Here is a 13,201-nt window from a genome sequence, read left to right on the forward strand (position 1 = left end):
AAGGCGGCGCAGGCGAGCCCGCAGGCCGCGGCCGCGACGGCGCAACCAGGTCCGGTGCCGGAGCCCGAAGTCGCTAGCGCCGCTAACGCCGCTGACGTGGCCGACGCGAAAAACGCAGCGGTGAAGCGGCCGTCCGCGAAGCGCGGTAGCAAATCAGCCGACAGCCCTGCCGGGAAACCGGCCGCCACGCCCGCCGTCACCCGCACCGCCGACCGGCTTGCCAAGCTCGGTCTCACGCGTGACATCGACCTCGTGCTGCATCTGCCGATGCGCTATGAAGACGAAACGTCACTCACGCCGATCGGCGAATTGCTGCCCGGCGGTGTCGCGCAAACGGAAGGCGTCGTGTTCGACAACGAGATCGCGTACCGCCCGCGCCGCCAGTTGCTGGTCAAGCTTCGTGACGATGCGGGCGATGAACTGGTGCTGCGGTTCCTGAACTTCTACGGCTCGCAGGTCAAGCAGATGTCGCACGGCGTGCGGTTACGCGTGCGCGGAGACGTACGCGGCGGGTTCTTCGGCATGGAGATGGTCCATCCGGCGGTGCGCGTTGTCGACGAAGACACCCCGCTGCCGCAGGCGCTGACCCCCGTCTATCCGAGCACCGCGGGCGTCACGCAGGCGTATCTGCGCAAGGCGATCGACAATGCGCTGTCGCGCACATCGTTGCCGGAACTGCTGCCGGAGCCGATCGCACGCGCGTACCTGGCCCCGCTCGAACTGCCGCCGCTGATGCAGACGGTGCACACGCTGCACCACCCGCATGCGGACGCGGACGAAACCGCGCTGATCGACGGCACGCATCCCGCGTGGTCGCGCATCAAGTTCGAAGAACTGCTGGCGCAGCAAATGTCGCTCAAGCGCGCACACGAGGAGCGTCGCACGCGCTCCGCGCCGGCCATGCCGCGCCGCGCGGCGAATGATCCCGCTTCGCTCGCCACGCGTCTGCTGGCTGCATTGCCGTTCTCGCTGACCGGCGCGCAGCGCCGCGTCGGCGCGGAAATCGCGGACGATCTGATGCAGCCGCACCCGATGCAGCGTCTGCTGCAGGGCGACGTCGGCAGCGGCAAGACCATCGTCGCGGCGCTCGCGGCCGCGCAGGCGATCGACGCCGGCTACCAGGCCGCGCTGATGGCGCCGACCGAAATCCTCGCCGAACAGCATGCACGCAAGCTACGCGGCTGGCTCGAACCGCTCGGCGTCACGGTGGCGTGGCTCGCGGGCAGCCTCAAAACGAAAGAGAAGCGCGCGGCGCTCGAAGCGGCGGCGCTCGGCCACGCGCAACTCGTAATCGGCACGCACGCGATCATCCAGGACACCGTCGAATTCGCGCGGCTCGGGCTGGTGATCGTCGACGAGCAGCACCGGTTCGGCGTCGAACAGCGGCTCGCGCTGCGCGCGAAAGCGAAGCACGCGGCGGACGGGGCGCGCGCGTTCCAGCCGCATCAGCTGATGATGTCGGCGACGCCGATTCCGCGCACGCTCGCGATGACGTATTACGCGGACCTGGACGTATCGACGATCGACGAACTGCCGCCGGGCCGCACGCCGATCCTGACCAAGCTCGTCGCCGATGCGCGTCGCGACGAGGTAATCGGCCGCGTGCGCGAAGCCGCGCTGACCGGGCGTCAGGTGTACTGGGTGTGCCCGCTCATCGAGGAGAGCGAGACGCTGCAACTGCAGACCGCGGTCGAGACGTACGAAACGCTGGTCGCCGCGTTGCCGGAACTGAAGGTCGGGCTGGTGCACGGCCGCCTCGCATCGGCGGAGAAAGCGGCCGTGATGGATGCGTTTACGCGCAATGAGGTTCAGCTGCTGGTGGCGACGACCGTCATTGAGGTTGGTGTCGACGTGCCGAACGCATCGTTGATGGTGATCGAACACGCGGAGCGCTTCGGGCTCGCGCAATTGCATCAGCTGCGCGGACGCGTTGGGCGCGGCAGCGTGGCGTCGGTATGCGTGCTGCTGTATTCGGGGCCGTTGTCGATCCCCGGGCGCGCGCGGCTGCAAACGATGCGCGAAACCACCGACGGCTTTGAAATCGCCCGCCGCGACCTCGAGATTCGCGGCCCCGGCGAGTTTCTCGGCGCGCGCCAGTCCGGCGCGGCGATGCTGCGCTTCGCGGACCTGCAGCAGGACGGCTGGCTGATCGAGCCGGCGCGCGAGGCCGCGGTGCGGTTGCTCGCCGACTACCCGGAGGTCGTCACGCAACACCTCGCCCGCTGGCTCGGCGCGCGCGAACACTATCTGAAAGCGTAAGCAGGCGGCGCATACCGTGCGTGAATCAGCTGATGTGCAGCGAATGAAGGGCCGCCTGCGCGTGTGACCGCACGCTCGATGGTTGGCGAATTGGCCCCATAGGTGTATAACTGAAACCTATTGATTCCATTGCACTGATTGGTCCCTCAATGACGCTCACAGAATTGAAATACATCGTCGCGGTGGCTCGCGAGCGGCATTTCGGTCGCGCTGCCGAGGCGTGCTTCGTCAGCCAGCCGACGCTATCCGTCGCGATCAAGAAGCTTGAAGATGAATTGAATGTGCAGATCTTCGAGCGTGGCACCAGCGAAGTTAGCGTGACGCCGATCGGCGAACAGATCGTCACCCAGGCGCAGCGCGTGCTCGAGCAGACGCTCGCGATCAAGGAAATTGCGAAACAGGGGAAAGACCCGCTCGTCGGGCCGCTGCGCCTCGGGGTGATCTATACAATCGGGCCCTATTTACTGCCGACGCTGGTCAAGCAGATGATCAAGCGGGTTCCGCAGATGCCGCTGATGCTGCAGGAGAACTACACGCTCAAGCTGATCGAACTGCTCAAGCAAGGTGAGATCGACGTCGCGATCATGGCGTTGCCGTTTCCGGAAACCGGATTGATGCTGCGGCCGCTGTACGACGAGCCGTTCGTTGTTGCGCTGCCGTCGGGCCATGCATGGGAGTTGCGCGAGAAGATCGATGCGAGCGATCTGAAGCAGGAGACGATGCTGCTGCTCGGCAGCGGTCACTGTTTCCGCGACCACGTGCTCGGCGTCTGTCCGGAACTGATGCGTTTCTCGCAAAACGCGGATGGCATTCAGAAGACCTTCGAAGGCTCGTCGCTTGAAACGATTCGCCATATGGTCGCAAGCGGCGTCGGTATTACCGTGCTGCCGCGCATGTCGGTGCATGAGGTCAAGCCGCATGCGGGCGGTGTCGATTCGGGCCTGCTCAGTTATGTCGCCTTCGACGAACCGGTGCCGGATCGCCGGGTCGTGCTCGCATGGCGCAAGAGCTTCACCCGGATGCCCGCCATCGATGCGATTTGCGACGCGGTCGCCGCGTGCGATCTGCCAGGTGTGAGCAAGCTTGATTTGCCGGCTGCGGTGAGCTGATATCACATGGCCGGCTGTCGCCGGCCGCCTCTATCGCATAGATAAATTTAATCAAATGATTTAAATCGATAGCCTTGCTATAGTGCCTCCCATGGGTCGCAAGATCCCTACAACCATAACCCGGAGGTACGCATGCAGCAGGTCTCGTCGTCCCGCATTCAGTCTGCTCCCCAGTCGTTCCAACAGCGCGCGCCGGCCACGCCGGTCAGCACAGCGTCCGCGCTGTCGCTGCGCACGGTTGCAATCTCGCTGCTGGTCGATCGCGCGTTATCCGCGTGATGTCCGCGTGCAGATCAACCCTTGAACGATTCGTCCGCTGGAAAACGAAGGAGCAAACAAATGACCGAACGAACTCTCACCAACGCGGCGGGCGCACCCGTCGCCGACAACCAGAACTCGATGACTGCCGGGTCACGCGGCCCGGTGGCTTTGCAGGACGTATGGCTGATCGAGAAGCTCGCGCATTTCGATCGCGAAGTGATTCCCGAGCGCCGCGTTCATGCGAAGGGCTCGGGGGCGTTCGGCACGCTGAAGGTCACGCATGACATCACGCGCTACACGAAGGCGAAGGTGTTCGCGCAAGTCGGCAAGGAAACGCCGCTCTTCATGCGTTTCTCGACGGTGGCGGGCGAGCGCGGGGCGGCCGATGCCGAGCGCGATGTGCGCGGTTTCTCGATCAAGTTCTACACCGAGGAGGGCAACTGGGATGTCGTCGGTAACAACACACCTGTGTTCTTCATCCGCGATCCGCTCAAGTTTCCGGATTTCATCCATACGCAAAAGCGCGACCCGTTCACGAACATGCGCAGCAATATTGCGGCGTGGGACTTCTGGTCGCGTCATCCGGAGTCGCTGCATCAGGTGACGATCCTGATGAGCGATCGGGGCATACCGCAGAACTACCGGCAGATGCACGGTTTCGGCTCGCATACGTTCTCGTTCATCAACGCGAACAACGAGCGCTTCTGGGTGAAGTTTCACTTCAAATCGATGCAGGGCATCGCGAACTATACGGATGCGCAAGCCGCGCAAGTCATTGCGAACGACCGCGAAAGCGCGCAGCGCGACCTCGTCGACAACATCGACAAGGGTAATTTCCCGCAGTGGCGTTTTTGCATCCAGGTAATGCCGGAAGCGGATGCGACGAACTATCGTTATAACCCGTTCGACATCACCAAGGTGTGGCCGTACAAGGACTATCCGCTGATCGACGTCGGCACGATTGAACTCAATCGCAACGCGGACAACTATTTCGCGGACGTCGAGCAGTCGGCCTTTACGCCGGCCAACGTGGTGCCGGGCATCGGTTTCTCGCCGGACCGTCTGCTGCAGGGCCGTCTGTTCTCGTATGGCGATACGCAGCGTTACCGGCTTGGGATCAACCACCATCAGATCCCGGTGAATGCGTCGCGCACGCGGGCGCCGCGCTCGTTCCATCGTGACGGCGGGATGCGTACCGACGGCAATGCCGGCAGCACCGTGAATTATGAGCCGAACCGGTTCGGCGATTTTGTGCAAGATGCGAACGCGGGAGAGCCGCCGCTTGCGGCCGGCGTGGTCGACCACTACGACCATCGCGACGACGGCGACTACTACAGCCAGCCGGCGGCGCTGTTCCGGCTGTTCGACGCGGCGCAGCGCGAGCGCCTGTTCGACAATATCGCGCGGCACATCGACGGTGTGCCGAACGACATCGTCGCGCGCCAGGTCGAGCATTTCCGCCGTATCGACCCGGCGTACGCCGAGGGCGTGACGGCGGCGCTCGCGAAGCTCGCCGAAACGAACGGGAAGGCGAAGTAACGCGGCGGCGAGGGCAATTGGACGGCGGTGCGCAAGCGCCGTGCCGCTGTCCCGAAGTCAAGGAGAGCGATCATGATCCAGATGACATTGATGAGTATCGGGGGCGGCGCCCACGCGCAGCCAGTCCAGCGTTTGTCCGGCCCCGCGCTCGCGCGCAGGACGCTCGGGTTGGCGGTGGTGAGCAGCGGCTATGCGGTGATCGTTGCGCACGCGTTCGCGCATCTGTTCGGCGGCTGACCGGAAAGCGTCACATAAGCGCGTCGCGCAATGCGTGCAAGGCGTTGAGTCACAAAGAGCGCGCCGGCTAGCGCGCGAACGGTTGACGTTCTACGTTAAACTGTCGGGCGTTCGAGCGTTCAAGGATTGCGAACAGACAATCCCGGGCATGCAGACCGGTACGAATCACTCTTGAAAGGAGTCATCATGGCCAAAAAAAACGAAGCCGTTGCGCACGTCAACATCGGTATCAGTGACAAGGATCGCAAGAAGATCGCTGAAGGTCTGGCGCGCCTGCTCGCCGACACCTACACGCTGTATCTGAAGACCCACAACTTCCACTGGAATGTGACGGGCCCGATGTTCAATACGCTGCACCTGATGTTCGAAACGCAATACACGGAACTCGCGCTGGCCGTCGATTCGATCGCCGAGCGTATCCGCGCGCTGGGTGTGTTCGCGCCGGGCAGCTATAAGGACTTCGGGAAGCTGTCTTCGATCGCGGAAGCGGACGGCGTGCCGTCGGCGGAAGACATGATTCGCCAGCTGGTCGAAGGCCAGGAGGCGGTGGTGCGCACCGCTCGCGAGATTTTCCCTGTGACGGAAGCGGCGCACGACGAGCCGACCGCGGACCTGCTGACGCAGCGCATGCAGACGCACGAAAAGACCGCATGGATGCTGCGCTCGATGCTAGCGTGAACGAAGCGTCACGTACGACACGAAAAAGCCTGGCGGGGAGTCAACCTGTCGGGCTTTTTTTGCCGCGGCCGCCTGCTGTCGCACGCTTTGCCGCCCAATCACGGCGGACGCTCCGCGGCCAACGTGGCGCGCGCATGCTGCACTAAAATAGCGGGATTGTCCCCACCGCGTTTCCCATGTTCGCCCGACTCCCGCTCTATCTGCGGCTCGTCCGTATGGACAAGCCGATCGGCAGCCTGCTGCTGCTGTGGCCGACGCTCAACGCGCTGTGGATCGCGTCCGGCGGCCGTCCTTCGCTACCGCTGCTGGGGATTTTCGTGGTCGGCACCTTGCTGATGCGCTCGGCCGGTTGTGCGATCAACGACTTCGCGGACCGCGATTTCGACCGTTTCGTGAAGCGCACCGAGAACCGCCCGATTACGTCGGGCAAGATCAACGCATGGGAAGCGGTCGCGCTAGCCGCGGCGCTCGCGCTGCTGGCGTTCCTGCTGATCCTGCCGCTCAATACGCTCACCAAGGAGCTGTCGGTGTTTGCGCTGTTCGTCGCCGGCACCTATCCGTTCACGAAGCGTTTTTTCGCGATTCCGCAGGCGTATCTCGGCATCGCCTTCGGCTTTGGCATTCCGATGGCGTTCGCGGCGATTCAGGACCGCGTGCCCGTGCTCGCATGGGTGATGCTGATCGCGAACGTGTTCTGGTCGGTCGCGTACGACACCGAATATGCGATGGTCGATCGCGACGACGATGTGAAAATCGGCATTCGCACGTCCGCATTGACGTTCGGCCGCTACGACGTCCTCGCGATCATGCTGTGTTATGCGATGACGCTTGGCATCTATGCCGGCATCGGCGTCGTGCTGCGCTACGGTGCGCTGTACTGGCTCGGGCTAGCGGGTGCGGCGGGCTGTGCGATCTATCACTACACACTGATTCGCGGCCGCGAACGGATGCCGTGCTTAGCCGCGTTTCGCCATAACAACTGGCTTGGCGGCGTGCTGTTTGCCGGCATCGCCGCGCACTACGCGGTACACAACCTCTGATTGACCCATCTGATTGATGAACGGGCCGCGCGACGCCGCAGCGCGCAACCACTTCACGCGCGGCGGCTACCGCGTCTGTCGCGACGCTTTACTGCTTGCCGAATTCGTCGCCCATCTCTTTCGCGCGCGCATCCGCGGCAAGCGCGCCGCGCACGATCGCCTCTTTCACCTGCTGTGCATCGAACGCGGCGAGGGCAGCGGCGGTTGTGCCGCCTCTCGACGTCACACGTTCACGCAACACCGACAACGGCTCGTCGGATTGCGCGGCCAGCTGCGCGGCGCCGGTGAAGGTGGCGACCGCGAGCGCGCGGCCTTGTGCGTCGTCCATGCCGAGCCGGCGGGCGGCCTCCTGTAGCGCTTCGATGAAGTAAAAGACGTACGCGGGGCCGCTGCCGGAGATCGCCGTCACCGCGTCGATCTTCGATTCGTCGTCGAACCAGACCGTTTGCCCGACTGCGCCCAGCACGTCCGACGCAAGCGCGCGTCCCGTCTCGTCGACGCCGCCCAACGCGACGAGACCCGCGACGCCCATGCCGATCAACGCGGGCGTATTGGGCATCGTGCGGACAATGCGCGCGTGGCCGCTCAGCCAGCGCGACAGATCGGCCGCGCGAATGCCCGCGACAATGCTGATCACCAGTTGCCGCGCCGAAAGATGCGGGGCCAGCGTAGCCGCGACATCCTTCACGACTTGCGGCTTGACGGCAAGCACGATCGCGTCGAACGTTGCAAGTGTCGCATCGGCTGCTGCTGCGGTGCCGATACCGAATTGCTGCTGATTGCGCTTGCGCGCGTCCTCGTTTGGATCGATCGCATGGAGATCGGTTGCGGCGACGCCGCGCTTGATCAGTCCGCCGATCAGCGCAGCCGCCATGTTGCCGCCGCCAATAAAGGCAATTTTCATGATGAGTTTGAAAAGTTCAGTTGGAATAGTCGCGTGCACCGAAGATCGCGGTGCCGATACGCACGATCGTCGCGCCTTCGAGCACGGCCGCTTCGAGGTCGCCAGACATGCCCATCGACAGGGTGTCGAGCGCGAGCCCGTCGGCACGCAGGCGGTCGAACCATTCGCGCAACGCGCGATGCGGTGTGCGCTGCGCGTCGATGTCCGCGGCCGGCTCCGGGATCGCCATCAGCCCGCGCAGGCGCAGCGTCGGTAGCGCGGCGACCGCATGCGCGACGTCGGTCACTTCGCTCGGTGTGACGCCGGATTTCGACGCTTCGCCGCTCACATTGACCTGGATGCACACGTTGAGCGGCGGCAGGCCCTCGGGCCGCTGTTCGGCGAGCCGCTGTGCGATCTTCAGACGGTCCACCGAATGAACCCAGTCGAAGCGTTCGGCAACCGGGCGGGTCTTGTTTGACTGCAGCGGCCCGATGAAATGCCATTCGATCGAATCGCGCAGATCGGTGAGCGCATCGAGTTTCGTTAGCGCTTCCTGCACGTAGTTTTCGCCGAAGGCGCGCTGCCCTGCGAGGTGCGCGGCACGTATGTCTTCAGACGGAAAGGTTTTCGATACCGCGAGCAGCGTGATCGAGCGCGGGTCGCGGCCCGCGGCTCGCGCGGCGAACGCGATGCGTTCGCGCACCGCGTCGAGGTTGTGGATCAGGTCGGGCATGACACCGTTTGCAGTGGTCGTTCGTGCCCAATTATACGGATGCGGATGCCGCGTCAGTTCCGGTGCATCGCCGCGCGCGCTCACCCGGCCAGCATGTGCTCGACCAGTTCGATCCAGTGGACCACTGGCGTCGACGTCCCGCTTTGCAGATGCGCGATGCACCCGACGTTGGCCGATACGATGATCTGCGGTTCTTGTGCGTGCAGCCGTTCGAGCTTCTGATTGCGCAGCGCATACGACAGGGTCGGTTGCGTCAGCGAGTAGGTGCCGGCCGAGCCGCAGCACAGGTGACTGTCGGCAGGCAGGCGCACTTCGATGCCGAGTTCGCCGAGCAGATGCTCGACCTTGCCGCGAATCTGCTGCCCGTGCTGCAGCGTGCACGGCGGATGGAATGCAACCGTATGCACCGCGCGCCGACGCGTCAGCGCCGTCAGCGGTTCTTCGAACTCGGGCAGTATCTCGGCGATGTCGCGTGTCAGTTCGACGATGCGGCGCGCCCTTTCCGCGTACGCCGGGTCATCGCGCAGCAGATGCGCGTATTCCTTGACTGTCGCGCCGCAACCCGACGCATTCATCACGATTGCTTCGACACCCTCTTCGACATACGGCCACCACGCATCGATGTTCGCGCGTATGTCGTCGAGCGCGTCGTCGTGATAGCCGAGGTGCAGGCGGATCGCGCCGCAGCATCCGGCGTTTGGCGCGACGATCGTCTCGATGCCGAGCGCGTCGAGCACGCGCGCCGTGGCCGTGTTCACGTTCGGCATCATCGAAGGCTGCACGCAGCCGGCCAGCATCAGCATCTTGCGCGTGTGCTTCGACGCGGGCCATTCGAGCTGGCGTTGGCGTGCCGGCACCTTGTCGCGCAGCTTCTTCGGCAGCAGCGGGCGTACGTGCTGGCCCAGGCGCATCGCTGGTGTGAAGAGCGCCTCGTTCGGCACGAAGCTCGCGAGCACGCGGCGCAGCACACGTTGGCCTAGCGGGCGCGGCACCTTCTGTTCAGTCAGCTTGCGGCCGATCTCGACGAGACGGCCGTACTGCACGCCCGATGGGCAGGTCGATTCGCAATTGCGGCAAGTCAGGCAGCGATCGAGGTGAGTTTGCGTGCTGCGCGTGACGGGCGTGCCTTCGACCATTTGTTTGATCAGATAGATGCGGCCGCGCGGCCCGTCGAGTTCATCGCCAAGCAACTGGTAGGTCGGACAGGTCGCCGTGCAGAAACCGCAATGCACGCACTTGCGCAGGATCGCGTCGGCTTCGGCGCCGTCGGGCGTGTTGCGAATGAAGTCCGCGAGGTTGGTTTGCATCGCGCGCTCAGAAGTCAGGATAGAGCCGGCCGCGATTGAAGATGCGCGCCGGATCGAAAGCAGCCTTCAGGCCGCGATGGATTTTCATCAAGGGAGCCGGCAGCGGCGTGAACACACCTGCGCCGCGATCGTAGCCGTGACCGGTACGGAAGATTGTCGCGTGGCCGCCGGCCTGTTTTGCGCTGATTCGCACGGTCTGCGCATCGGTGTCGGTGATCCACCAGCGCTGCGCGCCGCCCCATTCCATCATCTGCGCCCCGGGCAACTGCAACGGTTCGGTGATGGTCGGCAAGGCGAGCCGCCACAGCGCGGCTTTCGGCGCGATCGCCGCGAAGAACGGGTCGGTCTGTTCACGCAAACCTGCCCAGAAGCGCTCGGCTTCGACCGCATCGACCACTTCACCGCCAAGCGACGTGCGTGCCGCTTTCACCGCCGCCTCCGCGCCGCCCAGGCGCAGCACGAGCGTGCCGTTGCGCCATGCGCTCGCCGTGACCGGCAGCGGGCGGCCGCCCCATTCGTTGAGCTTGCGGACTGCGTCGGTGCCGTTCATGTCGAATTTCAGCGTGATCTCCGCTTTCGGGCGCGGCAATACCTTGATCGATAGTTCGACGATCAGCGCGAGCGTGCCGAGCGAACCTGCCATCAAGCGCGACACGTCGTAGCCCGCGACGTTCTTGACCACTTGCCCGCCGAAGTGCAGCACCTGGCCGTGGCCGTTCATCACGACCGCACCGAGCACGAAATCGCGCGGCGCGCCGGCCGACTGGCGGCGCGGACCCGCGATGCCAGCCGCGATGCAACCGCCGAGCGTCGCTTGCGGGCCGAAATGGGGCGGCTCGAACGCGAGCATCTGATCGTGCTCGGCAAGCGCCGTTTCGATTGCGGCGAGAGGCGTGCCCGCACGGGCGGTGATAACCAGTTCAGCCGGATCGTAAGCAATGATGCCGCGATGGGCACGCGTATCGAGGACTTCCCCCTGCAGCGACTGGCCGTACCAGTCTTTCGTGCCGCCGCCACGAATCCGCACCGGGCTTCTTTCGGCGGTGGCCGAACGGATACGTTCGGACCATTCGGCGACGATGTCGTCCTCATCCATGGCGTCGTGTTTCGTTGTAGTGGTTTCGATTGTACCGGGCGGCGGTGGGCTGGCAACCCGGAACGGACCCGTAAGGGGTCCCTTGGGAGACCGTCAGGAAACCCGTGCGCGGTTCAGTAAAAACCCTTGTGATTGCCCGTCATGACTCCCCGGGGGCGTTTTGTGGAGCGCACATCGTGCGGCACGCCGCACGATGCATGACGGCGCGAAAGGTCAGCTCAAAGCGTCAGCTCAGGGCGTGAGCTAAAAGCCTAAGCTCGGAACCTAAGTTGGAAACCCAGGCAGGAAACCTAAGCTGGAAATCTAAGCGGCGGGCATCAGCCGACAGCACGGGCTAGAAGCGCGGCAACTCAGGGTGTGGCAACAGACCGCCGCGAATATGCATTTTGCCGTACTCGGCGCAGCGGGCGCGCGTCGGTATGCCTTTGTCGGGGTTCAGCAGACCGGGCGGATCGAACGCGCGCTTGATCGCATGAAACGTGTCGCGCTCTTCCGGCGAGAATTGCACGCACATCGAATTGATTTTTTCGATGCCCACGCCATGCTCGCCCGTGACCGTGCCGCCGAGCTCGACACAGCACTCGAGGATATCCGTGCCGAATGCTTCGGCGCGATGCCATTCGTCAAGGTCGTTGCCGTTGAAGAGAATCAGCGGATGCATATTGCCGTCGCCGGCATGGAACACGTTGATGCAGCGCAGATGGTATTTCTGTTCCATCGCCTTGATGCGCGAGAGCAGCGGACCGATCTTACGGCGCGGCACCGTGCCGTCCATGCAGTAGTAATCGGGCGAGATGCGGCCCGCCGCGGGAAATGCGTTCTTACGTCCCGACCAGAAGCGCAGCCGCTCGTTTTCCGAGCGGGAGATCTGGATGCGGGTTGCGCCGTGTTCGCGCAGCACCGCAGTCATCCTGACGATTTCCTCGCTGACTTCCTCAGGCGTGCCGTCGGACTCGCAAAGCAGGATCGCTTCCGCATCGAGGTCGTAGCCCGCCTGGACAAACTCTTCGACCGCGCGCGTGGCGGGCTTGTCCATCATCTCGAGGCCGGCCGGGATAATACCGGCGGCGATGATGCCGGCAACCGCGTCGCCGCCGTTTACGACGTCATCGAAACTCGCCATGATGACCTGCGCGGTTTGCGGTTTCGGAATGAGCTTCACCGTGACCTCGGTGACGATCGCGAACATGCCTTCGCTGCCGACCATCACCGCGAGCAGATCGAGGCCGGGCGCATCGGGGCTCAGGGAACCGAATTCGACCACTTCGCCTTCCATCGTGATCGCCCGCACGCGCATCACGTTATGCACGGTGAGGCCGTATTTCAGGCAGTGCACGCCGCCGGAATTCTCGGCGACATTACCGCCGATCGTGCACGCGATTTGCGACGATGGGTCCGGCGCATAGTGGAGCCCATACGGTGCCGCAGCGTCGGAAATCGACAGATTGCGCACGCCGGGCTGGACGGTCGCGGTTCGCGCGTACGGATCGACTTCAATGATCTTGCGAAAGCGCGCGAGCGAGACGACCACGCCATGCCGGATCGGCATCGCGCCGCCCGACAGGCTCGTGCCCGCACCGCGCGGCACGATCGGCACGTCGAGCCGATGGCAGATCTGCACGATGCGCTGCACCTGCGATTCGGTTTCGGGTAACACAACCGCAAGCGGCAGACGACGGTAGGCGGCGAGGCCGTCGCATTCGTAGGCAACCGTGTCTTCCTCGCGGTACAGCAGACAGTGGGTCGGCAGCACCGCCATCAATGCCTGCACGACCTCGCGTTGCCGTTGCGCAAGCACTTCAGTGGACAGTTCGGCGGGCGCGTTCATGGTCTGTCTCCTCGTGTTTCCTTCCTGTCGGTTCACAGGACGGCTACGCTTCGTTGTTTCTCCGGGTTCGCGTACGTGATATTCGCTGGGCCATTCAACTCATACTATGCGGCTCACGAAAAATCTTGCCGGGATTCATCAGATTGCGCGGATCGAGCGCGTGTTTGATCGCGCGCATCGTGTCGATGGCTACCGGGCCGGCTTCCTCGACCAGAAAATCGATCTTGT

13 protein-coding genes are annotated in these 13,201 nt (G+C 64.0%); 7 read left to right on the forward strand and 6 right to left on the reverse strand.

The window, feature by feature from the left end; translation table 11 throughout:
- The 7 genes from recG to ubiA form a co-directional block, all read left to right on the forward strand.
- The coding region (gene recG, locus HV796_RS37520; RefSeq protein ID WP_425497110.1) for an ATP-dependent DNA helicase RecG at positions 1 to 2,259 on the forward strand (2,259 nt) is incomplete at its 5' end.
- Between the two features lie 149 nt (positions 2,260 to 2,408).
- Positions 2,409 to 3,368 (forward strand): LysR substrate-binding domain-containing protein, encoded by a 960-nt coding sequence (locus HV796_RS37525; protein ID WP_175232894.1) that lies wholly within the window; start codon positions 2,409 to 2,411, stop codon positions 3,366 to 3,368.
- Between the two features lie 132 nt (positions 3,369 to 3,500).
- Positions 3,501 to 3,647 (forward strand): hypothetical protein, encoded by a 147-nt coding sequence (locus tag HV796_RS37530; RefSeq protein WP_175232895.1) that lies wholly within the window; start codon positions 3,501 to 3,503, stop codon positions 3,645 to 3,647.
- Between the two features lie 60 nt (positions 3,648 to 3,707).
- Positions 3,708 to 5,168: a catalase gene (locus HV796_RS37535; RefSeq protein ID WP_175232896.1), complete on the forward strand. Its 1,461-nt coding sequence runs from the start codon at positions 3,708 to 3,710 to the stop codon at positions 5,166 to 5,168.
- 72 nt (positions 5,169 to 5,240) lie between these two features.
- Positions 5,241 to 5,405, forward strand: a complete 165-nt coding sequence (locus tag HV796_RS37540; RefSeq protein WP_175232893.1) for a hypothetical protein — start codon at positions 5,241 to 5,243, stop codon at positions 5,403 to 5,405.
- Between the two features lie 186 nt (positions 5,406 to 5,591).
- Entirely contained in the window at positions 5,592 to 6,083 is a 492-nt protein-coding gene (locus HV796_RS37545; protein WP_175232897.1) for a Dps family protein, read from the forward strand.
- Between the two features lie 176 nt (positions 6,084 to 6,259).
- On the forward strand, positions 6,260 to 7,123 hold the full coding sequence (ubiA, locus tag HV796_RS37550; RefSeq protein ID WP_175232898.1) for a 4-hydroxybenzoate octaprenyltransferase: 864 nt from the start codon (positions 6,260 to 6,262) through the stop codon (positions 7,121 to 7,123).
- Between the two features lie 88 nt (positions 7,124 to 7,211).
- On the opposite strand, the gene proC is transcribed toward ubiA, so the two are convergent.
- From proC to HV796_RS45550, 6 genes are all read right to left on the reverse strand, one after another.
- A complete protein-coding gene (gene proC, locus HV796_RS37555; RefSeq protein ID WP_175232899.1) occupies positions 7,212 to 8,027 on the reverse strand; it encodes a pyrroline-5-carboxylate reductase in 816 nt (271 codons plus the stop codon).
- Between the two features lie 16 nt (positions 8,028 to 8,043).
- Entirely contained in the window at positions 8,044 to 8,742 is a 699-nt protein-coding gene (locus tag HV796_RS37560) for a YggS family pyridoxal phosphate-dependent enzyme (RefSeq protein ID WP_175232900.1), read from the reverse strand.
- An 80-nt stretch (positions 8,743 to 8,822) separates the two neighbouring features.
- Positions 8,823 to 10,049 carry a glycolate oxidase subunit GlcF gene (gene glcF, locus HV796_RS37565; protein WP_175232901.1) on the reverse strand — a complete coding sequence of 409 codons (1,227 nt, stop codon included), beginning with the start codon at positions 10,047 to 10,049 and terminating at the stop codon, positions 8,823 to 8,825.
- A gap of 7 nt (positions 10,050 to 10,056) precedes the next feature.
- On the reverse strand, positions 10,057 to 11,145 hold the full coding sequence (glcE, locus tag HV796_RS37570; RefSeq protein WP_175232902.1) for a glycolate oxidase subunit GlcE: 1,089 nt from the start codon (positions 11,143 to 11,145) through the stop codon (positions 10,057 to 10,059).
- A gap of 334 nt (positions 11,146 to 11,479) precedes the next feature.
- Positions 11,480 to 12,973, reverse strand: a complete 1,494-nt coding sequence (locus HV796_RS37575) for an FAD-linked oxidase C-terminal domain-containing protein (RefSeq protein WP_175232903.1) — start codon at positions 12,971 to 12,973, stop codon at positions 11,480 to 11,482.
- Between the two features lie 94 nt (positions 12,974 to 13,067).
- Positions 13,068 to 13,201: FAD-linked oxidase C-terminal domain-containing protein (locus HV796_RS45550; protein WP_175232904.1), on the reverse strand; the 134-nt coding region annotated here is incomplete at its 5' end.

This window comes from Paraburkholderia humisilvae (assembly GCF_902859855.1).
GTDB classification, from domain to species: Bacteria; Pseudomonadota; Gammaproteobacteria; order Burkholderiales; family Burkholderiaceae; genus Paraburkholderia; species Paraburkholderia humisilvae.